22 protein-coding genes are annotated in these 24,347 nt (G+C 73.1%); 11 read left to right on the top strand and 11 right to left on the bottom strand.

Annotation, left to right across the window (positions count from 1 at the left end):
• Window positions 1-90 precede the first annotated feature (90 nt).
• Complete coding sequence (locus tag ACIPSJ_RS48005) at window positions 91-813, top strand: enoyl-CoA hydratase/isomerase family protein (protein ID WP_401356010.1); 723 nt, start codon at window positions 91-93, stop codon at window positions 811-813.
• 172 nt (window positions 814-985) lie between these two features.
• Here ACIPSJ_RS48005 and ACIPSJ_RS48000 read toward each other — a convergent pair whose 3' ends face one another.
• From ACIPSJ_RS48000 to ACIPSJ_RS47990, 3 genes are all read right to left on the bottom strand, one after another.
• The gene (locus ACIPSJ_RS48000; RefSeq protein WP_359213586.1) at window positions 986-1,744 is read right to left on the bottom strand and encodes an SDR family NAD(P)-dependent oxidoreductase; all 759 of its coding nucleotides are present in this window, start codon (window positions 1,742-1,744) and stop codon (window positions 986-988) included.
• The gene (locus ACIPSJ_RS47995) at window positions 1,741-2,577 is read right to left on the bottom strand and encodes a TauD/TfdA dioxygenase family protein (RefSeq protein WP_401356007.1); all 837 of its coding nucleotides are present in this window, start codon (window positions 2,575-2,577) and stop codon (window positions 1,741-1,743) included. The genes ACIPSJ_RS48000 and ACIPSJ_RS47995 overlap by 4 nt, the downstream gene beginning before the upstream one ends.
• Window positions 2,578-2,667: 90 nt before the next feature.
• Window positions 2,668-3,882 (bottom strand): CaiB/BaiF CoA transferase family protein, encoded by a 1,215-nt coding sequence (locus tag ACIPSJ_RS47990; protein WP_401356005.1) that lies wholly within the window; start codon window positions 3,880-3,882, stop codon window positions 2,668-2,670.
• 232 nt (window positions 3,883-4,114) lie between these two features.
• On the opposite strand from ACIPSJ_RS47990, the gene ACIPSJ_RS47985 reads away from it, so the two are divergent.
• The 8 genes from ACIPSJ_RS47985 to ACIPSJ_RS47950 are packed head-to-tail and all read left to right on the top strand — an operon-like array spanning window position 4,115 to window position 11,454.
• Entirely contained in the window at window positions 4,115-4,930 is an 816-nt protein-coding gene (locus tag ACIPSJ_RS47985; RefSeq protein ID WP_359213577.1) for an NAD(P)-dependent oxidoreductase, read from the top strand.
• 54 nt (window positions 4,931-4,984) lie between these two features.
• Window positions 4,985-5,845 carry a mycofactocin-coupled SDR family oxidoreductase gene (locus tag ACIPSJ_RS47980; protein WP_362599395.1) on the top strand — a complete coding sequence of 287 codons (861 nt, stop codon included), beginning with the start codon at window positions 4,985-4,987 and terminating at the stop codon, window positions 5,843-5,845.
• Window positions 5,824-6,072, top strand: coding sequence for a ferredoxin (locus tag ACIPSJ_RS47975; protein ID WP_401356002.1), 249 nt, complete (start codon window positions 5,824-5,826; stop codon window positions 6,070-6,072). Before ACIPSJ_RS47980 ends, ACIPSJ_RS47975 begins: the two co-directional genes overlap by 22 nt.
• A 40-nt stretch (window positions 6,073-6,112) precedes the next feature.
• The gene (locus ACIPSJ_RS47970; protein ID WP_401356000.1) at window positions 6,113-7,480 is read left to right on the top strand and encodes a cytochrome P450; all 1,368 of its coding nucleotides are present in this window, start codon (window positions 6,113-6,115) and stop codon (window positions 7,478-7,480) included.
• A 14-nt stretch (window positions 7,481-7,494) separates the two neighbouring features.
• Window positions 7,495-9,156: a thiolase C-terminal domain-containing protein gene (locus tag ACIPSJ_RS47965; protein ID WP_359213566.1), complete on the top strand. Its 1,662-nt coding sequence runs from the start codon at window positions 7,495-7,497 to the stop codon at window positions 9,154-9,156.
• Window positions 9,153-10,061, top strand: coding sequence for an alpha/beta hydrolase (locus ACIPSJ_RS47960; protein ID WP_401355997.1), 909 nt, complete (start codon window positions 9,153-9,155; stop codon window positions 10,059-10,061). Before ACIPSJ_RS47965 ends, ACIPSJ_RS47960 begins: the two co-directional genes overlap by 4 nt.
• The gene (locus ACIPSJ_RS47955) at window positions 10,058-10,597 is read left to right on the top strand and encodes a DoxX family protein (RefSeq protein WP_359213560.1); all 540 of its coding nucleotides are present in this window, start codon (window positions 10,058-10,060) and stop codon (window positions 10,595-10,597) included. Before ACIPSJ_RS47960 ends, ACIPSJ_RS47955 begins: the two co-directional genes overlap by 4 nt.
• Entirely contained in the window at window positions 10,597-11,454 is an 858-nt protein-coding gene (locus tag ACIPSJ_RS47950) for an NAD(P)-dependent oxidoreductase (RefSeq protein WP_401355994.1), read from the top strand. Before ACIPSJ_RS47955 ends, ACIPSJ_RS47950 begins: the two co-directional genes overlap by 1 nt.
• Here ACIPSJ_RS47950 and ACIPSJ_RS47945 read toward each other — a convergent pair.
• Together ACIPSJ_RS47945 and ACIPSJ_RS47940 are read right to left on the bottom strand one after the other, a co-directional pair.
• Entirely contained in the window at window positions 11,439-12,839 is a 1,401-nt protein-coding gene (locus ACIPSJ_RS47945; protein ID WP_401355992.1) for an amidohydrolase family protein, read from the bottom strand. The two genes, ACIPSJ_RS47950 and ACIPSJ_RS47945, sit on opposite strands and share 16 nt — an antisense overlap.
• Window positions 12,836-14,137: a CoA transferase gene (locus tag ACIPSJ_RS47940; RefSeq protein ID WP_401355990.1), complete on the bottom strand. Its 1,302-nt coding sequence runs from the start codon at window positions 14,135-14,137 to the stop codon at window positions 12,836-12,838. The genes ACIPSJ_RS47945 and ACIPSJ_RS47940 overlap by 4 nt, the downstream gene beginning before the upstream one ends.
• 22 nt (window positions 14,138-14,159) lie before the next feature.
• On the opposite strand from ACIPSJ_RS47940, the gene ACIPSJ_RS47935 reads away from it, so the two are divergent.
• The gene (locus ACIPSJ_RS47935; protein ID WP_401355988.1) at window positions 14,160-15,245 is read left to right on the top strand and encodes an enoyl-CoA hydratase/isomerase family protein; all 1,086 of its coding nucleotides are present in this window, start codon (window positions 14,160-14,162) and stop codon (window positions 15,243-15,245) included.
• Window positions 15,246-15,274: 29 nt separating this feature from the next.
• Here ACIPSJ_RS47935 and ACIPSJ_RS47930 read toward each other — a convergent pair whose 3' ends face one another.
• The 6 genes from ACIPSJ_RS47930 to ACIPSJ_RS47905 all read right to left on the bottom strand — a co-directional run bounded on the left by ACIPSJ_RS47930 (window position 15,275) and on the right by ACIPSJ_RS47905 (window position 22,995).
• Window positions 15,275-16,060 carry a hypothetical protein gene (locus tag ACIPSJ_RS47930; protein WP_359213547.1) on the bottom strand — a complete coding sequence of 262 codons (786 nt, stop codon included), beginning with the start codon at window positions 16,058-16,060 and terminating at the stop codon, window positions 15,275-15,277.
• Between the two features lie 230 nt (window positions 16,061-16,290).
• Entirely contained in the window at window positions 16,291-18,411 is a 2,121-nt protein-coding gene (locus ACIPSJ_RS47925) for a beta-galactosidase (RefSeq protein ID WP_401355985.1), read from the bottom strand.
• Between the two features lie 45 nt (window positions 18,412-18,456).
• Window positions 18,457-19,311 (bottom strand): carbohydrate ABC transporter permease, encoded by an 855-nt coding sequence (locus ACIPSJ_RS47920; RefSeq protein ID WP_401355983.1) that lies wholly within the window; start codon window positions 19,309-19,311, stop codon window positions 18,457-18,459.
• Window positions 19,308-20,204 (bottom strand): carbohydrate ABC transporter permease, encoded by an 897-nt coding sequence (locus ACIPSJ_RS47915; RefSeq protein ID WP_401355980.1) that lies wholly within the window; start codon window positions 20,202-20,204, stop codon window positions 19,308-19,310. The genes ACIPSJ_RS47920 and ACIPSJ_RS47915 overlap by 4 nt, the downstream gene beginning before the upstream one ends.
• A gap of 1 nt (window position 20,205) precedes the next feature.
• Window positions 20,206-21,597, bottom strand: coding sequence for an ABC transporter substrate-binding protein (locus tag ACIPSJ_RS47910; protein ID WP_401355978.1), 1,392 nt, complete (start codon window positions 21,595-21,597; stop codon window positions 20,206-20,208).
• 246 nt (window positions 21,598-21,843) lie between these two features.
• Window positions 21,844-22,995 (bottom strand): LacI family DNA-binding transcriptional regulator, encoded by a 1,152-nt coding sequence (locus ACIPSJ_RS47905; protein WP_401355976.1) that lies wholly within the window; start codon window positions 22,993-22,995, stop codon window positions 21,844-21,846.
• Window positions 22,996-23,367: 372 nt separating this feature from the next.
• Here ACIPSJ_RS47905 and ACIPSJ_RS47900 point away from each other — a divergent pair, with 372 nt between their 5' ends.
• Window positions 23,368-24,303, top strand: a complete 936-nt coding sequence (locus ACIPSJ_RS47900) for an SGNH/GDSL hydrolase family protein (RefSeq protein WP_359213531.1) — start codon at window positions 23,368-23,370, stop codon at window positions 24,301-24,303.
• Window positions 24,304-24,347 lie beyond the last annotated feature (44 nt).

Below are 24,347 nucleotides of genomic sequence, written 5' to 3'. Positions count from 1 at the left end.
GGCTCTTCGAGGTGTCGGGCTTGCGGCGCTCAGCGGCGCATACGTTATTCTCGCTGTAGGAGAATGCCAATATCGTCAGAGGGGAATCACGTGATCGACCTCGCGCGGGACGACGACGGCCTGGCCGTCCTCACGATCGACCGCCCCCAGGCCCGCAACGCCATCTCGCTCGCCACGATGGACGAGCTGGAGAAGGCGCTGGACGCGGCGGCCGGCGCGCGGGCGCTGGTGATCAGGGGAGCGGGCGACCGGGCGTTCGTCTCCGGCGGAGACCTCAAGGAACTCGCCGCGATCCGCACCGAGGAGGACGCGGCGGCCATGGCCTGGCGGATGCGGGGCCTCTGCGACCGCATCGCCGGCTTTCCCGCCCCCGTCGTCGCCGCGCTCAACGGCCATGCGCTGGGCGGCGGGGCCGAGGTGGCCGTCGCCGCCGACATCCGGGTCGCCGCCGCCGACATCAGGATCGGCTTCACCCAGGTGACCCTCGCGATCATGCCCGCCTGGGGCGGCGCCGAGCGGCTCGCCGCCCTGGTCGGCCGTGGCCGGGCGCTGCTGCTCGCGGGCACCGGCGCCGTCCTCGACGCCGCCGAGGCGGAGCGGGTCGGCCTGGTGGACCGGGTGGTGCCGCGCGCCTCCTTCGAGACGGAATGGCGTTCTGTGGCACGCGCCCTCGCCACCGGACCCGCCGCTGAGATCAAACACGTGCTGGACGACGGCACTTCGGCGGACGACGCGGTGCGCGCCTTCGCCCGGCTGTGGGCCGCCGACGCGCACTGGGAGGCCGCGGACCGGGCGCTCAACCGCCGGAAGTGACCTGCCCGGCCCGGCTTCGGGCGTGCCCGGCCCGGCGTCGGGCGTGCCCGGCCCGGCCTCGGGCGTCTCGTCACGGCGCCATCATCGACGCGGTGACGAGACGCGCGCGACGGTACGGACACGCCGAATGCGTCACATACCCGTCCGGCGTGCGGCCGGACCGGCCCGGGGCTCAGGTGTTGCGGCCCCCGTTCACCCCGATCACCTGCCCGGTGATGTACCCGGCCTCCTCGGATACCAGGAACGAGCAGGCGGCCGCGATGTCCTCCGGGCGCCCCGGACGCCGTACCGGTGTCAGCTCCGCGTGGTGGTCCACGGATCCGCCCAGCAGGCCGCGTTCCTCGGAGGCCCGCAGCATCGGGGTGTCGATGAAGCCGGGCGGGATGGTGTTCACGGTGATGCCGACCGGACCCAGCTCCAGCGCCAGGGACTTGGTGAAGCCGACGAGTCCGGCCTTCGAGGCGACGTAGTGCGCCATGTACGGCTGCCCTGAATGCGTACTGGACGACGAGATGTTCACGATCCGCCCCCAGCCCGCCTCTTTCATGTCGGGCACGACCGCCTGGCAGAGGTAGAACGGGCCGTTGAGGTTCACGGCCATGATCCGGTCCCAGGTCTCGTCGGTGATCTTCAGGAAGGGGCCGAACCCGCTGACGCCCGCGTTGTTGACCAGCGCCAGCACCGGCCCGCCCAGCACGTCCCGGACCCGCTGCACGGCGGCGTTCACCTGCCCCCGGTCGGACACGTCCACGCCCCCGAAGGCGACCGCCTCGTGCCCCTTCTGCCGTGCCTCCTCGGCGACCTGCTCGGCCGCCTCGGCGTTGAGATCGAGCACGGCCGTGGCGAAGCCGTCCTCGGCGAGCCGCTGGGCGATCGCGCGGCCGATACCCGAACCGCCGCCCGTGACGAGTGCCGCGCGCCGCTCGCTCATACGACCGCCTCCTCGCCGAGCAGGGACGTGCGGTGCATCAGCCGGGAGGAGGCGGGACCGTAGGGCAGCGCCCGGTGCAGCATCCCGGTGTTGTCCCAGATGACGAGGTCGCCCTGGCGCCAGCGGTGGCGCAGGGTGAACCGGGGCTGGGTCGCCCAGTCGAGGAGCCGGTCCAGCAGCCTGCGGCCCTCGTCCGGCGGCCGGTCGGTCACCTCGCCGGCCGTCGCCCCGATCAGCAGCGACCTGCGGCCGTTGCGCCGGGTCCACACCAGCGGATGCTCCCGGGCCGGGTTGCGGTCCCAGGCCGCCCGCTCCTTCGGTGACGGGTCCGGTGTCACCAGAAGCTGCGAGGCCGCGAAGCTGTGCACGACGCGCAGGCCGTCCAGTTCCTTCCGCTCCGCCTCCGGCAGCGCCTCGTACGCGGCGAAGGTGTTGGCGAACTCGGTGTCCCCGTCGCCGTCTCCCGACACCTGCCGTGCCGTCAGAAGCGTCGCCCTGCTGGGTATCCGCTGGGTCGTGCCGTCGATGTGCCAGAAGAAGGTGGACTCGCGGTAGGCGGCCAGCGGGCTCTTCGCCGGGTCCCGGGTGATCCGCTGGATCTCGCGGTGCGTCGGGTGGCCGCCCATCGGCAGCGGGACGACCTCGCCGAGCAGCCGGCCGAACGCGACCAGATCGTCGTCGTCGATGTCGGCCTCGCGGTAGATCACCACCCCGCGCCGCTCCAGCGCGGCCAGGCATTCCTCCGCGACGCCCCGGTCGACCAGCCGGTTCCCGGAGAGGCCGGTGATCTCCACACCGGTGGTGGGGGTGAGTTCGGTGACGGTGACGGGCATATGGGTGCGGCCCTTCTTTCGTTGCGGCAAGGTGAGTCCCGATGTGCGAGAGCAAGCTCTCCGCCGTGCTGGTGGGAGCGGTCGAGGGGGCTACGTCACCGCCCCCGCCGCCTTCAGCGCCAGAATCCGTTCCCAGTCCAGCCCCAGCTCCAGCAGGACCTCCTCGGTCTGGGCCGCGAACTCGGGGGCAGGGCCCAGCCGGGGCGCGGTGACGTCGAACTGCACCGGGTTCGCGGCGAGTTCTAGCTCCCCGGCGCGCACGAGGTACTCGTTCGCCCGGACCTGTGCGTCGGAACCGACCTGTAGCGAGTCCTGTACGGGCGCCCACGGCCCGGCCAGCGTCGCGAACCGCTCGGTCCACTCCGCGAGCGTGCCCGTGGCGATCACCTCGCGCAGGATCGCGACGGCCTCCGCCGTGTGCGCGGCGATCAGTTCGGCGCTCGCGAACCGCGGATCCTCCGCCAGTTCGGGCCGGCCGATGTGCCGGCACACGTCCGCCCAGAACTTGCCCGGCTGCATCATCACGAACGCCAGACAGCGGTCGTCGGCCGTGCGGTACAGCCCGGACAGCGGGTTGGTGGGGGAGCCGTGCGCCCCGGTGGGCGGTGCGACCATCGGCCGGTCCAGGCGGAGCGACAGGGCGATCCCGTGTCCCAGGGCCCACACCCCGCTGCCCAGCAACGAGACGTCCACGACGGACGGTTCGCCTGTGCGCTCGCGCCTCAGCAGGGCGGCGGCGATGCCCCCGGCGAGGTTCGTGCCCGAGATGGTGTCCCCGTAGGCCGGGCCGGGCGGCGGGATCATGCCGGGCGTGCCGGGCGGCGTGAGGCTGGCCGCCGTACCGGCGCGGGCCCAGAACGCGGTCATGTCGTACCCGCCCTTGTCCGCCTCCCCGCCGCGCGGACCGAGGGCGCTGCCCCGGGCGTAGACGATCCGCGGGTTGACCTCGCGGATGTCCTCGACGTCGATGCCGAACCTCTGCCGCGCCGACGGAAGGAAGCTGGTGAGGAACACGTCCGCGCGCCGGGCCAGTTCGTACAGCACCTCCCGGCCCTCGGGCCGTGCCATGTCCAGGCCGATGCTGCGCTTGCCGCGGTTGGCGTGCTCGATGTTCGGGTTGGGGTCGCCCTCCACCTTGAAGGTGCCGGTCTGCCGCAGTCCGCGCTGCGGATCGCCGTTGACCGCGTGCTCGACCTTGATCACGTCCGCGCCCCAGTCGGCGAGCACGGCCCCGGCGGACGGGACGAACCCGTACATCGCCACTTCCAGGATCCGTATCCCGGCCAGCGGGCCGTCGCCGCTCATCGGGCCACTTCCCCGCAGGTCCTGCGCTCCATGAACTCCTCCAGACCGTGGACGCGACCACCGGTGGAAACTATGTTCTCGATTTTGAGAACCATACCGGGGAACGGCTGGAAGGGAACCACCCCGGAATCCTGCCACTGCTTCTGTCTCGCCGTGACACAAAGTCGTTACGCGGGACTTCCGGGCATCGTTCGGTGAAAGTATGGTTCTCGCATCCGGAAGGGAGATTCTTGTGATCGGAGTCGTGGGGGCCGGTCGGATGGGCCTGCCCATGGTGCGACGGCTCGCGGAGGCCGGTCACCGGGTACGGGTCGCCGCCCGGTCGGACGCGGCCCGCGGGGCCCTCACCAGGGAACCCGCGGAGATCGTCCCCGGGGTCGCGGAGGTCGGCGAGGGGGCCGACGCCGTGCTGGTGTGCGTCCACACCGACGAGCAGGTGCGCGAGGTCTGCCTCGAAAGCGGGCTGCTCGACGCGATGCCGGCCGGCGGCATCCTCGTCGTCCACACCACCGCGAGTCCGCACACCGTCGAGGCCGTGGCGCACCGGGCCGCGCCCCGCGGCATCGATGTCGTCGACGCCCCGGTCAGCGGCGGGCCGCCGGACGTGGCGGCCGGCCGGATCACCCTCTACGTCGGCGGTGCCCAGGACACGGTCGCCCGGATCCGGCCGGTCCTGCGCGCCTATGGCGACCCGGTGCTGCACGTCGGCCCGCTCGGTGCGGGCCAACGCGTGAAACTCGTCAACAACACCGTCTTCGCCGCCCAGATCGGACTGCTCGCCCACGCCGCCCGGCTCGGCCGCCAACTGGGCCTCGACGAGCGGCTCCTGCTGGACGCCCTCACCCACGGCAGCGCGTCGAGCCGCGCCCTCGCGGGCGTCGTACGACGCGGATCGGTCGCCGAATTCGCGAGCTCCACCGCCGAGTTCCTCGGCAAGGACCTCGACGTCGTGCACACGGTCGCCGGTGAACTCGGTGCCGAACTCGGCGCCCTCGCCCCGGCCCTCGACGCCCTGACGGACGTACTGGCCCCCTCGGGCACCGGCTGACCGAGGCCGGCGCTCGCCGCGCGGGGAACAACCACGGAAGAAAGGACACCGCCCATGGGACGAGTCGAGGGCAAGGTCGCGTTCATCACCGGCGCGGCGCGCGGTCAGGGCCGCAGCCACGCCGTGCGCCTGGCCGAGGAGGGCGCCGACATCATCGCGGTGGACATCTGCCGTGACTTCGAGACGGTCCGCTACCCGATGGCCACCCCCGAGGACCTCAAGGAGACCGTCCGCCTGGTCGAGGAGCAGGGCCGGCGGATCGTCGCCCGCCAGGCGGACGTCCGCGACACCGCCCAGCTGCGCGAGGCGCTGGCGGCGGGCCTGGAGCGGCTCGGCGGTCTGGACATCGTGGTGGCCCAGGCCGGAATCGCCCCGCTGCGCGGCGAACCCAAGATGCAGGCCTGGTGCGACGCCGTCGACGTCGACCTGATCGGCACCATCAACACCATCCAGATCTGCCTGCCGCACCTGCGCGAGGGCGCCTCCGTCATCGCCACCGGCTCGACCGCCGCCCTCATGGACCACGGCATCGTCCAGACCCCGGGCTCCAACCCGGGCGGCGCGGGCTACGCGTTCGCCAAGCGGGCCCTGTCCGAGTACGTCCACGAACTCGCCCGCAACCTCGCCCCGTTGGGGCAGCGCGCCAATGTCCTGCACCCCACCAACGTCGACACGCACATGTTGCAGAACGAGTCGATGTACGAGTCCTTCCGGCCCGACCTCGCCCACCCCACCCGCGAGGACGCCGAGCCGTCCTTCGCCGTGCAGCAGGCCATGCCGATCCCGTACGTCGAACCCCGCGACATCAGCAACGCCCTGCTCTTCCTCGCCTCCGACGAGGCCCGGTACATCACCGGCACCCAGCTGCGGGTGGACGCGGGCGGCTACCTCAAGTGGTACGACTGGCGCCGCTGAACCCACCCAAACCCCAGGTCAACAGGGAGATTAGCGTGAAGGTCCGGGTCGATCCGGAGCGCTGCCAGGGCCATACGCTCTGCGCGATGATCGCTCCGAAGGCATTCCAGCTCGACGACATCGACGGCCACTCCTCGGCCGTGAGCGAAGAGGTCCCGGCCGACCAGGAGGAGCAGGTCCGGGAAGCCGCGCACTCCTGCCCCGAACGGGCCATCCAGCTCTACTGAGCGGGCCGACTTCCCCGAACGCAAGGACAAGGACAGAGCCATGAGCGAGGCCGGCACCGACGACGAACGCAAGAAACACCGGGTGCACTTCGACCGGCACACACCCGAGTACCGAACGCGGTTCGCGGAGATCACCCACGAACTGCACGGCAAGTGCCCCATCGCCTGGACCGACACCCACGGCGGCCACTGGGTCGCCAGCGGCAACCGCGAGGTCTTCGAACTGGCCCGGTCCGCCGAGTTCCTCTCCAACGACCACGACGTCAAGGGCGAACGCCGCGGCTACAAGGGCATCACCATCCCCTCGCCGCCGCGCGCCCGCGAAGCGCAGGGCGGATTCCTGGAGATGGACCCGCCCGAGCAGCGCCACTACCGCCAGACCCTCAACCCCTACCTCTCCCCGGCGGCTGTCGCCCGCTGGATCCCCTTCGTCGACGAGGTGGTCCGTGCCTGCCTCGACGAGCGGATCGAGGAGGGCAGCATCGACTTCGTCGACGACCTCGCCAACATCGTCCCCGCCGTCCTCACCCTCGCGATGATGGGCATCCCGCTGGCGGACTGGACGGTCTACAACGAACCCGCCCACGCCTCCGTCTACACCCCGCCCGACTCCCCGGACATGCCACGCGTGGCGGAGATGAGCCGGAACATGGGCGTGGCGCTGTACACGTCCATCCTGGACGTCCGGCAGCACCCCCGGCCCGGCCTGATCGACGCCCTCGTGCGCGCGGACATCAACGGGAGGACACCGCCCGACGAGGAACTGGTCGGCGTCCTCGCCCTGCTCATCGGGGGCGGCTTCGACACCACGACCGCGCTCACCGCGCACGCGCTGGAGTGGCTGTCCGAGCATCCCGCTGAGCGGGACCGGCTCAGCCGTGAGCGGGCGACCCTGCTGGACTCGGCGACCGAGGAGTTCCTGCGCTACTTCGCCCCCGCCCCGGGCGACGGCCGTACGATCTCCGCCGACTGCGAGATCGCCGGCCAGCGGTTCGAGGAGGGTGAACGCCTGTGGCTGTCCTGGGCGATGGCCAATCGCGACCCGGCCGTCTTCGCCGACCCCGACCGGGTGCACCTGGACCGCAAGGGCAACCGGCACAGCAGCTTCGGCCTCGGCATCCACCGCTGCATCGGCTCGAACGTCGCCCGTACGGTGTTCAAGCGGATGGCGACGGCCGTGCTCGACCGGATGCCGGACTACCGCTGCGACGCCGACGGCACCGTCCACTACGAGACGATCGGCATCATCCAGGGCATGCGCCACCTCCCGGCGACCTTCACCCCCGGCAAGCGCCTCGGCCCCTCCCTCGACGAGACACTGGCGAAACTCCAGCAGCTCTGCGACGAACAGCGCCTCGCCGAACCGGTGACCGTACGCCCGGGCCGGGCGGCCAGGACCGCGGACTGAAGGGGAGCCACCCAGTGACCGCACCCTCGGGACGCCCGCTTCCCCACCTCACCGACCAGAACGCGTTCTTCTGGACCTCGGGGGCGGACGGCCGGCTGCGGATCCAGGAGTGCGCCTCCTGCACCGCCCTGATCCACCCGCCCCAGCCCGTCTGCCGGTACTGCCACGCACAGGAGATGGGCGTCCGGACCGTCTCCGGCCGCGCCACCCTCATCGGCTTCACCGTCAGCCACCGCTTCACCCTCCCCGGCCTGCCGTCGCCGTACGTCGTCGCCCAGGTCGCGCTCGAAGAGGACCCCCGGATCCGGCTCACCACCAACGCCGTCGAGTGCGACCCCGCCGAACTCGCCCTCGGCATGCGCATGGAGGCCGTCTTCGAGCAGGCCGGGGACGACGTGTGGCTGCCGCTCTTCCGCCCGGCCGCAGAGCAGGGGGAACCCGGGCCGCTGCCCACGGACGAGACCGATCCGGGATCGGTGGTATGTCACATACGACCCATGCGGTCCCCGGACAAGTTCGAGGACAAGGTCGCCCTCACCGGCATCGGCGCCTCCCCGCTCGGCCGCCGGCTGATGGTCCCCCCGCTCTCCCTCACCGTCCAGGCCTGCCAGGCCGCGATCGCCGACGCGGGCCTCACCCTCGACGACATCGACGGCCTCGCCACCTACCCCGGCGCCGGACCCTACGGCGGCTTCGCCGAAGGCGGCGTCACCGCTCTGGAGTCCGCCCTCGGCATCCGCCCCACCTGGCACCACGGCGGCGGCGAGACCTTCGGCCCCGGCGGCTCCCTGATCTCCGCGATGCTCGCGATCGCCGGCGGCCTGGCCCGGCACGTGCTCTGCTTCCGTACCCTCTGGGAGGCCAGCTACGCCCAACTCCTCAGACAGGGCCGGATCCCGCAGCCCGGCGGCGCCGACCCCGGCTGGCTCAGGCCCTTCGGCGCCACCTCCGCCGCGCACACCCTCGCCCAGAACGCCCAACGCCACATGCACCGTTACGGCACCACCCGGGAGACCCTCGGCTGGATCGCCCTCAACCAGCGCGCCAACGCCGCCCTCAACCCCACCGCCATCTACCGCGACCCGATGACGATGGACGACTACCTCCAGGCCCGCCCCATCACCACCCCCTTCGGCCTCTACGACTGCGACGTCCCCTGCGACGGAGCCGTGGCCGTCGTCGTCTCCGCCGTCGACACCGCACCCGACCTCGCCAGACCGCCCGTCCGCGTCGAGGCCGTCGGCACCCAGATCACCGAACGCCTGGAGTGGGACCAGAGCACGCTCACCCACGAACCCCAGACCCTCGGCCAGTCCGCCCACCTGTGGACCCGCACCGACCTGCGCCCCGCCGACGTCGACGTGGCCGAGCTGTACGACGGCTTCACCTTCAACTGCCTCTCCTGGATAGAGGCGTTGGGGTTCTGCGGCATCGGCGAGGCCAAGGACTTCCTGGACGGCGGCAAGAACATCGCCCGGGACGGCGTCCTGCCCCTCAACACCCACGGCGGCCAGCTCTCCCACGGCCGCACCCACGGCCTGGGCCTCGTCCACGAGGCGATCGTCCAACTGCGCGGCGACGGCGGCGCACGCCAAGTCCCCGGCGCCCGGGTCGCGGTGGTCAGCTCCGGCGGGCTGACGCCCAGCGGGGTCCTGCTGCTCAGGACGGACACGTGACCGACACCCACCCGGACGTGGTGCAAGGCGCCATGGATATCGACGGCATCTCCCTGTCCTACCGGGCAAGTTGGGTTCCGCGGCCCCGGGCCGTCGTCCTCGCCCTGCACGGCGGCGGCACCGACTCGGCCTACTTCGACTGCCCGGGCCACCCGAGGCTCTCCCTCCTGCGCACCGGCGCCGCCCTCGGCTTCACCGTGGTCGCCCTCGACCGGCCCGGCTACGGCGCCTCCCTGCCGCACGCCCACCGGCTCACCGACCCGGCCCGCCGCGTCGACCTCGCCCACACCGCGCTCGACCACCTGCTCGCCTCCCGCCCGGCCGGCGCGGGCGTGTTCCTCGCGGCCCACTCCGCGGGCAGCGAACTCGCGGTGCGGATGGCCGCCGACGAACGCGGACGACACCTGCTCGGCCTGGAGATCGCGGGCACCGGACGCCACCACCACCCCCGCTCGGTCGGCTTCCTCGAACAGGGCGACGAGCACCTGCGCCGCGCCCGCGCCCGGCTGCGGGAAGCACTCTGGGGCACGGGCCGGCTGTACCCGCCGGACGTCGTCGGCGGCGCCGGCATCGCGGCCGCCTCGCCCGCGTACGAGTCCGCCGCCCGCGGCTGGCGCCACGAGTTCCCCGAACTGGCCGCACGCGTGCGCATCCCCGTGCACTTCACTCTCGGCGACCACGAGGAGGTGTGGAGCTCCGGCTCCGCCGCTCTCGCCGACATCGGCAGCCTCTTCACTTCAGCACCCCGCGTACGCGTCGACGAACAGCCCGACGCCGGGCACAATCTGAGCCTCGGTCACTCGGCCCGGGCCTACCACCTGAGAGTGCTGTCGTTCGCCGAGGAATGCGCGGTGACCCGGGAGGCGGGCCTCGCCGCACCCCCACGACAAGGGAGAGCGGGATGAACCACACCGATGCCGTCGCACTGCTGCTGCGCCTGGTCCTGGGCGTCGTCATGATCGCGCACGGCCTCAACCACTGGCGCGGCGGCGGCCGGATCGCGGGCACCGCCCGCTGGTTCACCGGCCTGGGCCTCACCCACGGCACCCTCCAGGCCTGGCTCAGCGTGGCCACCGAGACCGGCGCCGGGCTCCTCCTGCTCGCAGGCCTCCTCACCCCCCTCGCCTGCGCGGCCGTCATCTCGGTGATGCTGGTGGCGGGGCTGCTCGCACACCGGCCCAACGGCTTCTTCGTCTTCAAAGAGGGCTACGAGTACGTCCTCACCCTCGCCGTCGTCGCCCTGGCACTGGCCGCGCTGGGCCCCGGCAGCGCCTCCCTGGACGACGCGGCCGGCCTCGACCGGGACGGCTGGACGGGCGCGGGCATCGCCCTCGGCGTGGCCGTGGTCGCCACCGCCGGACTCCTCGCCACCTTCTGGCGCCCCCGGCCCGCGCCGGAACCGGCGCCCGCCCCCGAACCCGTTGAGCAGGAGGCCGGCTGATGCGCGTCGGATTCATAGGACTGGGCAGCCAGGGCGCCCCGATGGCCCGCCGGATCGTCGACGCCGGACACGAGACGACTCTCTGGGCCCGCCGCCCCGCCACCCTCCTGCCCTTCGCGGACACCGCGGCCCAGCGCGCCGCCTCCCCGGCCGACCTGGCCGCGGCCAGCGACCTGGTCTGCGTCTGCGTCGTCGACGACGCCGACGTCGAGGAGATCCTCACCGGCGAGCACGGCGTCCTCGCCGGACTGCGCAGGGGCGGGGTGGTCGCCGTGCACAGCACCGTCCACCCCGACACCTGCCGCCGCCTCGCCGACCGCGCCCGCACCCACGGCGTCACACTGATCGACGCCCCGGTCAGCGGCGGCGGCCCGGCGGCCGCCGAGGGACGGCTGGTGCTGATGGTGGGCGGCGAACCCGGCACGGTCGCCTACTGCCGTCCGGTGTTCGCGACCTACGCCGACCCGGTCGTCCACATGGGCCCGCTGGGCACCGGCCAGCTGGCGAAACTCCTCAACAACGTGCTCTTCACCGCCAACCTGGGCACCGCCGCCGACACCCTCGCCCTCGGCCGGGACCTCGCCATCGACCCGGCCGCCCTCGCCCGGGTCCTCGCCCACGGCAGCGCGGCCGGCTTCGCGCTCGACCGGGTCGCGGCGGCCGGCGGCACCCTGGACCGGTTCGCCGGCCACGCCGGACCGCTGCTCCGCAAGGACGTCCGCCTGCTCACCGACGTCACCCGGGCCGCCGGCGCCGAACCGGACATCGTCCTGACGGCCGCCGGTGCCGCCCTCGCCCGCATGAACGGACAACAGGCAACGGACAACGGCCGCCGGCCGGTTCAGGACCGGCGATAGCGGACCCGCCCCCCGATGACGGTCAGCCGCACCAGGTCGGCCGACGGATCCGACAGGGCCTCGGCCAGCGGCACGGCCAGCAGGACGAGATCGGCCGCCACGCCCGGCGCGAGCCGTAGCGGACGCGCGCCGGGGGAGTGGGGCGGTGCCAGGTACGCCGCCAACGCCTCGGCCGTGGTGAGGCGTTCGGCGGGGTTCGCGGTCCGCCCGCCGGGGACCCGGCGCGTGGTGGCCGCCCGGACCACGGACCACGGGTCGAGCGGCCCGTAGGGGGCGTCGCTGGACAGCGCCACCGGGACACCGGCGCGCAGGAACGAGGCACAGCGGTACAGGTCGGCGTGCTCGTGGGGCGGGGTGGCATCGAGGAAGTCGTCGCCGCGGTCGGCGAGGAAGCCGGGCTGGGTGACCACGCTCAGCCCGAGGCGTCGTACGACGGGCACGGCCTCCGCCGGAACCACGGCCGCGTGCTCGACCCGGTCACCGGGCAGCACCCTGGCCTCTGCCAGCGCGGCGAGGAGCAGGGCGAGGGAGACGGCCGTGACCGTGTGCACGGCGACGGGACGGCCCCGCCGGTGCGCGGCACCTATCTCCTCGACCAGCCCACTGAAGTCCGGCAGCCCCGAGTCCGCGAGGACGATCTTCCAGGGGCCGGGCTCCGGGCGGGCCGTCGGCGGAGTGCCGAGCGGCGCCCCGAGCAGCAGCAGCCGTTGGGGCAGGCGCCCGCTGCGCACCTCCTCGGCGAGCCTGCCGACGGAGTCGGGGGTCAGGCGCGGAGTGGCGTCGGTGACGGCCGTGATGCCGTAACCGGCGAGCCGGCGGCCCACCTCCGCCAGGGACGGCGTGGGAGCCTCGGGCAGCCGTTCGCGCAGCCAGTCGTCGGCCCGCCACAACCGCCCCGTCGGCCGTCCGGTGTCGTCGCGCTCGATTCCGGGATGGCGTCCGTGTGCCAGTCCGGCCCGTTCGCCGGCAAGGGAGTTGAGAACCCACAGCGCACCACTTCGGTGCTGCATCCGAACCGGGACGTCAGCCCGCAGTGCGTCGAGTCCGGTGGCGTCCAACGACCCGGCGACCCGTTCGTCGTAGCCGATGCCCCGGACCCAGCCGTGCCGGTCCGGAACGGCCCGGTGCAACGCGGCCCGCACCGCCGGGCGGTCGCGGACGTCCGGGGGACCGCACCGTACGGACGAGACCGCCGCAGCCACCGCGAAGAGGTGCAGGTGATGGTCGGTCAGCCCGGGCAGCAGGGCACCGCCCGCCGCGTCGATCTCCTCCTCTCCGGGAGCCCGTACCGTCCCCGCGCCGAGTTCCTCGACCCGGCCGCCCCGGACCCGCACGGAGCAGCGCCGCCCGTCGACCTCCGCGTCCCGGATCAGCAGCCCGCTCACGGGACCCGGATCCCCAGCTCGCGCAGCACGTCGGCGGTGTCGGCGCCGCTCGCCGGAGCGGCGGCGGCCGGACGGCGCGGACGCGGCGCGGACAGCGGATACGCCGTGCCTCCGGTGTCCACCAGCCAGCCGTCGCCGTGCCCGACCACCCGCGCCTCACCCGCGCCCGACCCGGACAGACAGGCGGTCACCACGTCCGCCATCGACACCTCCCGCACCGCGCCGCCGCCTCCCGGCTGTTCGGACAGGGCGAGCGCGGCGGCGAGCAGACCGGTGAGCGGGTCGGCCACGGCGTCACCGGCGAACACGGGCAGCCCGTCCGCATCCGTGCCGAGGAGTCCGCGGGCGGCGGCCACGTCGTCGCCGAAGCCGACCCGGCCCGAGGCCCGCCCGTACGCCGTGATCGAGATCCAGGTGCAGCCGCGGGCCGCCTCCGCCTCGGCGTCCAGCCCGAACCCCGCCAGAGCGCGGGGCCGGGAGGCCTCGACGACCACGTCCGCCCGGCCGACCAACTCGTGCAGGGCGGTACGGCCACGGGCGTCCGCCGGGTCGAGGGCGACCGAGGCATGCCCCGCGTGCAGCAGGTCGTAGAAGGCGGGATCGCCGAAGCGGGCTCCGTCCGGGCGGGACGGTGTCTCCACCTTGACCACCCTGGCCCCCGCCGTACCCAGCAGATGCGCGCACAGCGGGCCCGCCCACAGCGCGCTGAAGTCCACCACCAGCAGCCCCGCCCCGGCGCGCGGCGCGCCGGGCAGCGGGCAGGCGCGGTCGGGCCGGGACCGGGGCCGCACCGCACCGCCCGCGAGACCGAGGAGTGCCACCCGTTCGTCCAGGTCGGCGCCGTCGTGCGCGGCGAGCCAGTCGGCCAGCCGGCCCGGCAGTGCCCCGGCATCCAGGTCCCGGCCGATCAGCGCGCTCCACAGCAGGGGGTCGTCCGGACGCGCGTCGGACACGGCGGCCCAGCCGTCCCGGGTGGGCAGTAGTCGGCAACTGCCGCCCACGGACAGCCGTCCGCGCCGTCCGCGCCCGCCGAGCGCGGCCCGTTCGGCCAGCAGCCGGGCCCCGTCGAGCCGCGCTCCACCGGCGGCGGCGACGCGATCGGAGAGCCAGGAGGCGAAGGTGGCCGCCGCGCCGGGAGGCAGCAGCGGAGGCCCGTCGGCGTGACCGGTCAGGAGGGGGACACCGCTGCGGGCCCAGTCCTCCGCCACGAGAGCGGGGCTGGTGTGGGCATCCGGCCAGGGACGCGCGGACCGTGTCGCGTCGGACCCGGTCGTACCACCAGTTGCCCCGTCGGCCATGCGGGGATGGTAGATCAGAGAGGTGCCTGCGACCACAGCGATCTCTCTCACCGAACTCGCGGCCGGGGCGGCGGACGCCGACCTGCTGGACGCGCGCGCCGAGCCGTCCCGGCCGCTGACGGTCGTCGACCTGGACCCGGCGACCGCACCCACTGCCGCCGACCTGGAACGGGCCGTCCGCCGGGCCCGGGACAGCGACCGGTTGCTCGTCGGACGCACCGGCCGAGCGGAACCCGCCTGCCCCGACGACCTGTTGAGCGTGCTGGACCTGACCCTGGTACGCGCTCCCCGGGACCACCTCCACACCGCGGACACCGCCGGGCACCCGGCCACGGTCGCGGTCACGGACCCGGCCGCAGAAGCGGAGTTCCTGCGCGCGCGGGCGGCGGAACAACCGCAGGCCGCCCTGGTGCTGCGCCAAGTGCTCGCCATGACCGGCCAGTTGCCGGTGGAGCAGGCCCTCGACCTGGAGTCGCTGGCGTACTCGACACTGCTCGGCGGTGCCGGGTTCGCCGGATGGCTCGCGGCCCGTGGGCCACGGCCCGGGCCGCCGCCCGCGACGCACGACCCCGTGACGGCGCGCCGCGAGGGCGACCTCCTGCGGATCACGCTCGACCGGCCCGAGCGGCGCAACGCGCACGGCGCGGAACTACGGGACGCCCTGGTCGCGGCCCTCGACATCGCCCTCTGGGACGACACCGTGCGCGAGGTGGTCCTGGACGGCAACGGCCCCTGCTTCAGCTCCGGCGGCGACCTCGACGAGTTCGGCACCGCCACGGATCTCGCGACCGCGCACCTGATCCGCACCCGGGCCGGGGCGGCGGCCCGCCTGCACGCCCTCGGCGACCGGCTCACCGCACGGATCCACGGGACCTGCGTCGGCGCGGGCATCGAACTCCCGTCCTTCGCCGCCCGGGTCGTGGCCGCCCCCGGCACCACCGTCCGGCTGCCCGAACTGGCCATGGGCCTGATCCCCGGCGCCGGCGGCACGGTCGGCATCCCGCGCCGGATCGGCCGCTGGCGCACCCTCTACCTGGTCCTCGACGGCCGGGCCGTCCCCGCCGAACGCGCCCTGGCCTGGGGACTGGTGGACCGGGTCGAGGGGTGAGGCGGGGGTGAGCGGCACCGGGGGTGGCGTCAGCCGAGGCAGATGACCAGCAGGCAGAGCTGCGAGGGCGAGGTCGCGGCCGGTGAGGGACTCGCCGCCGGTGTCTGCGTGCTGCCGGTGGCGGTAGCGGTGGGCGTGGCCGTCGGTTCCGACTGCGTGGCGGTGGTGCCGGAGCCGGACGCCGTGGCGACGGACTGCGGCGCGGCGGAGGACGTCGCCGTGGGCCGCGCCGAGGCGACGGTGGCCCGACGGGGCGTCGGCGTGGCGTGGGGGACGCCCGCGGTCTGCTCGTGCGGTGCGTTCGCCGTGGTCGCCCGGGCGGACGGCGTGCCCTCCGGGGCCCGGTGCCGGCCGGTCGGTGTCGACGCGGTGTCCGTGGGATCCGTGGCCTGCCCGCCCGTGACTCCCATGGGCTGGTTGTCCGGAGCCGCGGCCGCCTGGGCCCGGTCCGCGGTGTGCCGGTCGAGGGAGGCGACGGTCAGACCGCCGCCGACCAGGGCGACCGCGGTGGCCACCACGGCCCGCCGCTGGTTCTTCTTCCAGCGGGCCCGCTGCCGCCGCCGCGCCGCCCGGCCGACCGGCGCGGGCGGGGCGGCGTCCGGACCGACGTACGGGTCCTCGGCGGTCTCTTCGACGCTCTCCCGGGCGTACGGGTCGTACGGGTCCGGCTCCGGGTCCTGCCAGGCGCTGTCGGCCGGGGTCCGCCAGACCGTCGCACCGGTACCACGCGGTGCGATGTCCGGGGCGTAGGCGCCGCATCCGGGGCACGCCAGGGCGCCGTTGAGGTGCCGACGGCACGAGGAGCAGTAGTCCATCCGCGGTCTTCCTGACTCGACTGCGCCAGCGGCCTCATGAGCCGTGGCCTGATCTCGTTCGTACGTGGTATCGAACGGCCAGAACGGTAGCGAGCCTTTGGCCGGGCAGTGTGCAGCCTGTGTGTCGCTTCTGCGCAGATGCCGTCACCCACGCCCGAGACCGGCGCCGAGCAGGCACCGCAGGGCCACACTCGGCTGGACTCCCCCCTCTCTGCCGGGAAGCCGGTCGGTCAGCCGATGTCGGCGGTGACGAGGACGCGGACGTCCCACGGACCGAGGTCCACCGCCGTGCCCGCGGCGAGCGGCGTGCCGTCGAGGACGTCGGTGAGGGGCGTCGGGGCGGAGACGCTCGCGGGCTCCCAGCTCCAGTTGTGGACGATGTGCACGCGGCGGCCGTCGGGTGCGGTGCCGGTCGTCGCGGTCACCGTCTCCGGGAGGTCCCGCCAGCCGTGGCGGGCGGCCGGGGCCAGCCACTCGGCCAGGGGCCGGGCGAGGTCGCGGCCGGGCACCGTGCCGACGTATGTCACCCGGCCCGCGCCGTGGGGGCGGGTGGTGACCGCGGGCCACCGGCCGAAGTGAGGGTGGTCGTACGTGACGAGCACCTCGGCGTCGGCGACGGTCAGGCCGTCCGCCCAGCGGGTGGCCATGGCGCCTTCCGGGAGGCGGAGCGGGCCGCCGGGCACGGACCGTACCGGCAGGTCCTGCCCCAGATTGCTGAACTCGTCGTACGACACGCCCGCCGCGTCCGTGAGGCGGCCGGGGGCCGGTTCGGTGCGGGCGCGGCCCTCCTGGTCGGCGTAGCCGGTGCGCGGGCCGAGGACCAGGTGGCCGCCCGCGCGGGCGTAGGCCGCGAGCCGGTCGAGGGTGGCGTCGTCGGCGAGGTACAGCGCGGGCACGACCAGGACCGGGTGCCGGCGCACCGTCTCCTCCGGCGTCTCGCCGTCGTCCAGTTGACGGGCGTGGACGATGCGCACCTGGCGGCCGGCGTCGAAGGCGCCCCGGTGGAAGGCGTCGAAGATGCGGTGGTAGGCGGCCGGGTCCGGATCGCCGTCGGGTGTGGCCAGCGGCGGGTACTTCTGCATCAGCCACTTGCTGGGCGTCGAGTACACCATCGTGAGATCCGCGTCCGGCTCCAGACCGGCGACGAGCCCGCCCGCCGTCTCGAACTCGGCGCCGAGCCGGGAGAGTTCGGCGTAGACCCGGCCGGGCCGGCCGGTGTGCGGCAGGATGCCGCCCCAGTAGGTCTCCGCGCCGAAGTGCAGCGTGTGCCAGTGCCAGTACTCGATCATCCGGGCCCCGCGCCCGACCAGCGCCCAGGCCGCCTGGCGCCACTGGCCGTCGTAGGCGGGCCGGTTGTCCCAGGGGAAGCCGATCGAGCCGGCGTCGGTCTCGGTGACCAGGAACGGTGCCTGCCGAGAGGAGAACATCCAGTCGGCGGTGCGGTACAGGGCCCACACCCCGCGGGTCTTCCACTGCTGCTCGTGGGTCTCGGGGGTGGGGTCGGGGAGCAGCAGACCGTCCTGCATGTCGTAGTACGGGTTGCCCGCGGCGATGTCCAGGCGGTCGGTCAGCTCGTCGTCCTCCACCGCGGGGCGGGTGTAGGAGATGCAGGTGGTGACGAACTGCTCGGGGCGGGCGTACTCGCGGACGATGTCCGCCTGCCAGCCGATGAACTCGGTGACCTGACGGGCCTGGAACTCCCGCCAGGCGATGTCGTACTGGGGCTGCGCGTTGCCGTCCGGGGTCCACAGGTCGGCCCAGGTGGACAGCCGGTGGGACCAGTACACCAGGCCCCACTCGCGGTTGAGGGTCTCGACGTCCCCGTACTTCTCCCGGAGATGATCGACGAACCGCTCGAACACGCCCCGGTTGTGCAGGAGTTCGTTGCCGGGCTCATTGTCGACCTGGAAGCCGATGACCGCCGGGTGGCCGGCGTACCGGGCGACGATCCGGCGGACGACCCGCTCGGCGTGGAACCGGAAGGCGGGGTGCGTGAAGTCGACCTCCTGCCGGGCACCCCAGCCGATCCGCTCACCGGTGCGCCGCTCGCCCGCGATCTCCGGGTACTGGCGGGCGAGCCACGGCGGGACGGCGTACGTCGGGGTGCCCAGGACGACGGCGATCCCGCGCTCGTGGGCGCCGTCGAGCACCGGTTGCAGCCAGTCCAGGTCGAAGCGGCCGTTCTCCGGCTCCCAGGTCGACCAGACCGACTCGCCGACCCGGATGACGGTGACATGGGCGTCGGCCATCAGGTCGAGGTCGGTCTTGAGGCGTTCGGCGGGACGCTCGTACGGCTGGTACTCGTGGTAGTACGCGGCACCGAACAGGACACGGGCAGGCAGAGCCGCCATGAAGGAAACCTCCGAAAGACAGTGACAGCGGGGGAGTCGGGGGAGTTATTGCTTGACGCCGCCGGCCGCCAGGCCGCTCTGCCAGTACCGCTGGAGCAGCAGGAAGGCGGCGACGAGCGGGACGATCGAGAGCAGGGAACCGGTCACGACCAGCGCCAGCATGTCGCTGCTGGCACCGGCCCCGCCGTTCTGGGCCTGCGCGGCCCAGGAGGCCAGGCCCACCGTCACCGGGTACAGGTTCGGGTCGTTGAGCATGATCAGTGGCAGGAAGTAGTTGTTCCAGGTCGCCACGAGCGTGAACAGCAGGACCGTCACCAGACCGGGGCCCAGCAGCCGCAGGGCGATCCGGAAGAAGATGCGGGCCTCGCCGGCCCCGTCGATGCGCGCGGCCTCCAGGATGCTGTCCGGGACGGCGTCGGCCGCGTAGATCCGCATCAGATAGAGGCCGAACGGGTTGACGAGGGACGGCAGGATCACCGCCCAGGGGGTGTTGACCAGGCCCGCCTTGGCGAACAGCAGATAGGTCGGGATGGCCAGCGCGGTGGTCGGGACCATGACGGCACCGAGGACCAGGTTGAAGGTGAACCGGTCGCCCCGGAAACGGAACTTCGCGAATCCGTAGCCGCCGGCCGCCGCGAGCAGCGCGGCGCCGACCGCGCTGACGACGGCGTACAGGACCGTGTTGAGCAGCCAGTGCACGAAGACACCGTCGTCCTGGGTGAGGGTCGCCCTGATGTTGGCCAGGAGTCGCGGGGTGTGCGAGAACCACAGGCCGAAGCTGTTGAAGAGGTCCTGGGTGCTCTTGGTCGAGGCGATCAGCAGCCAGCACAGGGGGAGCAGGAAGTACGCGAGCGCCGCCAGCATGGCGATGGTCAGCGGGGTGCTGCGATGGGTCGTCATGCGGCCCTCCTGAGGCTCTCGCGACCGGCACGGTTCGCCGTGAGCAGCACGCCGTAGGAGGCGATCACGATGACGAGGCCGAGGAGGAAGGACACCGTGGCCGCGTAGTTGACCTGCTGGCCGGTGAACGCGAGGGAGTAGGCGTACAGGTTGGCGGTGTAGGAGCTGCTGATGACGTCCGGGGCGATCTTCATCAGCAGGTTGGGTTCGTTGAAGAGCTGGAAGCTGCCGATCACCGAGAAGAGGAGGGTGAGCAGGAGCGCCGGCCGCAGCGCGGGCAGCTTTACCGACCAGGCGACGCGCCAGGCCCCGGCGCCGTCCACCGCGGCCGCCTCGTACAGCTCCTGCGGGATCGTGCGCAGGGCGGCGTACAGGATGATCATGTTGTAGCCGACGAACTCCCAGGTCACGATGTTCGCCAGGCTGCCCAGCATCCAGCCGTCGCTGAGGAAGTGCGGGGCCGGCAGGTCCAGTTTCCGGCTCAGCTGGGCGAACGGGCCGAAGTCCGGCCCGTACAGATAGCCCCACATGAGCGCGGCGACCACGCTCGGTACGGCGTACGGCACGAAGATGCCCAGCCGGATCACCCGTGCCAGCCGCAGCAGCCCGCTGTCCAGCGCGAGGGCGAACAGCAGGGCCAGCAGCAGCATCACCGGCACCTGGATCACGAAGAACAGCGCCACCCGGCCCACACCGTGCAGGAGTTGGGGATCGCCCAGCGCCTGCGTGTAGTTGTCGAGGCCGACGAACACCGTCCCGCCGATCAGACGGCTCTGGAACAGGCTGAGATAGGCGGCGTAGCCGAGCGGGGCGAGGAAGAGCAGCAGGAACAGCGTCAGGAACGGGGCGACGAAGAGCGGTCCGGCGGCCCGGTGGCGGCGGGTGCCGGTCATCTCAACTCCCCTTGACCGTGAAGCCCTGGCTCTTCGCGTACGTCGTCAGCCGCGACTGCCAGCTGCCGAGCGCGCGGACCGTGTCGGTGTGGTCCGCGAGCGACTTGCCGACGGTCTCGGTCCAGTCGGTGGCCGCCTGGTCCAGGAACGGGGGCCACTGGAAAGACGAGTTGACCGTGGAGCTGATGTCGGCGAAGACCTGGTTGACCTTCTGGCCGCCGTAGAAGGACGGGGCGTCCCCGGTGAACGACGTGTCCGTGAGCAGGGCCTTGGTGGCGGGGAAGAAGAACTGCTCGGTGGCGAACATCCTCGCGCTGTCCGGGTCGCTGTTGAGGAACTGCGCGAACACGGCCGCCGCGATCGGGTTCTTGGTGGAGCGGACGACCGCGGTGGTGGAGCCGCCCCAGTTGCCCGAGCTGGGCTTCGCCGCGTCCCACTGCGGCAGCGGGGCCGCCCGCCACTTGCCGGCCGTGGCCTTGGCGGAGCCGGACAGGAACACCGGCCCCCAGGCGGCGGTGATCCAGGTGGCGTACTTGCCCTTGTTGAGGGCCGCGTACCAGGAGTCGGTGAAGTCCGGCTCGACGCCGATGACCCCTTCCTTCGCGAGCCCGCCCCAGTACGCGCCGAGCTTCTGTGAAACGGCGTCGTCCACGCTGATGGTGATGTCGCTCCTGCCCGAGGTGACATAGGGCTTCGCGCCCGCCTGCCAGAGCAGCCCGTGCCACGCGGCGACCTGGTTGGCGGCGAGGTTGGTCAGATAGACGTCCGGGTCCGCCTTGTGCAGCTTGCGCGCGGCGGCGGCGAACTCGTCCCAGGTGCCCGGCACTTCGATGCCGTGCTTCTCGAAGATGTCGTGCCGGTACAGCATGCCCATCGGGCCGGTGTCCTGCGGTATCGCCCAGATCTCGCCGTTCCCGCCGCTGATCTGGCCCCAAGTCCAGTCCACGAAGGTGGACTTGAGCGCCGAGGCGCCGTACGGCCGCAGGTCGAGCAGGCTGTTGGTGATGGTGAAGGTCGGGATGGCCTGGTACTCGATCTGGACCATGTCCGGTGCGCCGCTGCCGGCCTTCAGCGCCGTACGCAGCTTGGTGTACTGGGGTGTTCCCTGACCGGCGTTGACGATCTTGACCTTGACGGCCGGGTACTTCTTCTCGAAGAGCGCGACCTCCTTGGCGATGTTCGGGACCCAGGTCCAGAACGTCAGCTCGGTCGGGGTCTTCATGGCCTTGTCGATGTCGGCCTGGCTCACGGGCTTGGCCGAGGCGGAGGAACCGCCGCTGTCACCGCCGCCGCAAGCGGTGAGGGCGGCGCCGAGCGATACGGCGCCGGTCGTCGCGAGGAACAGTCTGCGGCTCATGGGGGTGGTGCTGGACGTGGAGGTGAATCCGGGCATGGTGAACTCCCGCCGATGGCGAAGGGACGGCACGCCTGGCGAGGGCGTGCGAGGGTGAGGAGGGGGGAGGGAAGGCGCGGAACCGTGCCGCAGGAGCGGCGCGCGGCGCGCGGGCCTGGGCGCCGGTGCGATGCCGGGCGCGCTCAGGGAGGCGAGGAAAGGCGCGCGATCAGTGCGGCGTCGGTGACGGTGGGGCGGCTCGTGCCGGGATCGCGTGAGGTGGGGTGATGCGGGCCGGACGGTGGGTCAGTTGTCTGTGGTGGTACCTCCGTTCAGGGACGACGGACCGGATGCCGGACCGGACGACGGACCGGATGAGGGGCCCGATGCCGGGCCGCGCCGGCCACGGGCCGGCGTCCTCCGGCCCGGCGGGGGCGCGGTCGAGGCGCGGACGACGAGGTCGACCGGCGGACCGCTCGACGCCAGTGGATCGGCCACCGGGTTCTCGATGGCGTGCACCAGGCGTTTGAGGCCCTCCTGCGCCACGGCGTCGAAGGGCTGGCGCACCGTGGTGAGCGGGGGAGTCACATAAGCCGCGACCGGGATGTCGTCGAAACCGACCACGCTGACGTCCTCCGGCACCCGCCGGCCGGCCTCGGCCAGTGCGCGGATCAGGCCGATCGCCATGTCGTCGTTGGCGCAGAAGACCGCGGTCACCCGGTCGTCGGCGGCGAGTTCACGCCCCGCCGCGTACCCGGAGGCGGCCGACCAGTCGCCCCCGGCGACCGGGGGCACCTCCCTGCCCTCCGCGGTCAGGGCGGCCCGCCAGCCCTCCAGACGGTCCCGGGCGGCGTACCAGCGCTGCGGTCCGGCGAGGTGATGGACCGTCACATGGCCGAGGTCGAGGAGGTGTTCGGTGGCGGTGCGGGCCATCAGGTCCGCGCCGTCCCCTGCGGTCAGCACGGTCGGCGCGGTGACCGGCGGCGGTGCGCCCATGACGAGGACCGGCACGTCGACACGGAGGGACGCATCGCCCTGCTCGTCTATGGGTTCCGAGATCACGATGCCGTCCACGCCCTGGTCGAGGAGCGAGTCCACGGCGCCGGAGAGGCCCGCCGGGTCGCCCTCCACCGTGTTGACCACGCGCAGCGCGTAGCCGGTGTCCCGGACGACCCGCTCGACGCCCATGAGCAGCGAGGCGGGTCCGTACAGGGCCGTGCCCAGGGTCACCACGCCGATCGAGCGGGTGCGTCCGGAGGCCAGTGCCCGGGCGGCGTTGTTGCGCCGGTAGCCGAGCTGTTCGGCGGCGTCGAGCACGCGACGGCGGACGTCCTCGGAGACGTACGGCTCGTCGTTGAAGACCCGGGACACGGTCTTCTGCGAGACACCGGCCAGCCGGGCCACGTCGACACTGCGCGGCGCGGCGGTGCTCTTGCCGCGTCCCGTCCCTGGTGCCATGGCATCTCCTGTGACCGCTTGACGCTTGATCTCCGGACCGCTTGATCGGGGCCCATCATGTCATGCGCGGCCTGGCTGACTGCGCTGTCATGTCTACGCAGTCATGTCTACGCAGTCATGAGGGTGGCGTCAAGAGTCCGGACCGCATCGATCGCAGGGAGTTGGTGGGAAAGCCGGGGCCGTTCGCCGCCCCCGGGGCGTTCCCGCACTACTGCGGACGCGGTAGCCCCTGCTGAATCCGCGGTACGCCGGCGCGGCGGCGCGTACTGCGCGAGGAGGCCGTCGTTTTGCCCACAGCCGGACGACGACGGGACGCGTCCCGCCCGGAGAGCCTGAGCCGGTCGGATCCCCAACAGGAAGCAGGAGGCTCGGATGAGGACGCGTACCGGGTTCGCACTGGCGGCCGTCGCCTCGTGCGTCGCACTCGCGGCGGCCGTGACCGTCGGCCGGGACGGTGGCGGAACCGCGTCGGCGGATACGGTGCCGAAGGGGCCGTACGTGGCGCTCGGCGACTCCTACACCGCGGGCCCGGGCATCCCCGGCCGGCACGGGCGGCCCGCGGGCTGCGAGCGCTCCGACCGGAACTACCCCGCGCTGGTCGCCGCCGGACTCGGCCTGCGGTCCGCCGAGTTCCGGGACGTCAGCTGCAGCGGGGCCGTCACGGCCGACCTGTCCGCGGCGCAGTCCACGGACGACGGCGTCAACCCCGCCCAGCTGTCCGCCCTGACCGCCTCGACACGGCTGGTCACCCTCGGCATCGGAGGCAACGACATCGGCTTCGCCTCGCTGCTCACGACCTGCGTCAAGGACGGCGTGAAGTACCAGCTGGAGGAGCGGATCGCGAGCGGGGCCGCCGACCGGGCGCCGTGCCGCGGCCGGTACGTGTCGGACGGCACCGACGAGATCGAAGGGCGGATCAGCACGGTGGGTGGGCGGCTGTCCGGCGTGCTGGACGACATCAGGCGCCGCGCGCCCGAGGCCCGGGTCTACGTGGTCGGCTATCCGGCGATCCTGCCCGCCGAGGGAACCGACTGCGCCGCGCTCGGGCTGGCGCCGGGCGACGTGGGCTTCCTGCGCGAGACGGAGCACCGGCTGAACGCCGTGCTCCGGCAGCGGGCGCGGGCGGCCGGGGCCGGATACGTCGACACCTACACGCCCTCCGCGGGCCGGGACGCCTGCGCGGACGCCGCCGTGCGCTGGATCGAGCCGCTCCTCCCTGCGGCCCCCGCGGCCCCCGCCCACCCCAACGAGCGCGGCGAGCGCGGCATGGCCGACGCCGTGCTCCGCGCGGTCACGGCGACGGACTGAGGCGCACCCGCAGTCGTACCGGCGCATGACGCCGAGGGCCGGAC

Source organism: Streptomyces sp. NPDC090088 (genome assembly GCF_044747345.1).
In the GTDB taxonomy this organism is placed as follows: domain Bacteria; phylum Actinomycetota; class Actinomycetes; order Streptomycetales; family Streptomycetaceae; genus Streptomyces.
The sequence above is the reverse complement of the archived record's forward strand: the minus strand, read 5'-3'. Positions and strand labels throughout refer to the sequence as shown.

Excerpts from the sequence above, each read along its gene's own strand:
- ACIPSJ_RS47955 (WP_359213560.1), top strand. The coding sequence starts at position 10,058 with ATGAACCACACCGATGCCGTCGCACTGCTGCTGCGCCTGGTCCTGGGC.
- ACIPSJ_RS47900 (WP_359213531.1), top strand. The coding sequence starts at position 23,368 with ATGAGGACGCGTACCGGGTTCGCACTGGCGGCCGTCGCCTCGTGCGTC.
- ACIPSJ_RS47980 (WP_362599395.1), top strand. The coding sequence starts at position 4,985 with ATGGGACGAGTCGAGGGCAAGGTCGCGTTCATCACCGGCGCGGCGCGC.
- ACIPSJ_RS47930 (WP_359213547.1), bottom strand. The coding sequence starts at position 16,060 with ATGGACTACTGCTCCTCGTGCCGTCGGCACCTCAACGGCGCCCTGGCG.
- ACIPSJ_RS47950 (WP_401355994.1), top strand. The coding sequence starts at position 10,597 with ATGCGCGTCGGATTCATAGGACTGGGCAGCCAGGGCGCCCCGATGGCC.
- ACIPSJ_RS47940 (WP_401355990.1), bottom strand. The coding sequence starts at position 14,137 with ATGGCCGACGGGGCAACTGGTGGTACGACCGGGTCCGACGCGACACGG.
- ACIPSJ_RS47970 (WP_401356000.1), top strand. The coding sequence starts at position 6,113 with ATGAGCGAGGCCGGCACCGACGACGAACGCAAGAAACACCGGGTGCAC.
- ACIPSJ_RS47910 (WP_401355978.1), bottom strand. The coding sequence starts at position 21,597 with ATGCCCGGATTCACCTCCACGTCCAGCACCACCCCCATGAGCCGCAGA.
- ACIPSJ_RS48000 (WP_359213586.1), bottom strand. The coding sequence starts at position 1,744 with ATGAGCGAGCGGCGCGCGGCACTCGTCACGGGCGGCGGTTCGGGTATC.
- ACIPSJ_RS47915 (WP_401355980.1), bottom strand. The coding sequence starts at position 20,204 with ATGACCGGCACCCGCCGCCACCGGGCCGCCGGACCGCTCTTCGTCGCC.
- ACIPSJ_RS47990 (WP_401356005.1), bottom strand. The coding sequence starts at position 3,882 with ATGAGCGGCGACGGCCCGCTGGCCGGGATACGGATCCTGGAAGTGGCG.
- ACIPSJ_RS47905 (WP_401355976.1), bottom strand. The coding sequence starts at position 22,995 with ATGGCACCAGGGACGGGACGCGGCAAGAGCACCGCCGCGCCGCGCAGT.
- ACIPSJ_RS47920 (WP_401355983.1), bottom strand. The coding sequence starts at position 19,311 with ATGACGACCCATCGCAGCACCCCGCTGACCATCGCCATGCTGGCGGCG.
- ACIPSJ_RS47925 (WP_401355985.1), bottom strand. The coding sequence starts at position 18,411 with ATGGCGGCTCTGCCTGCCCGTGTCCTGTTCGGTGCCGCGTACTACCAC.
- ACIPSJ_RS47995 (WP_401356007.1), bottom strand. The coding sequence starts at position 2,577 with ATGCCCGTCACCGTCACCGAACTCACCCCCACCACCGGTGTGGAGATC.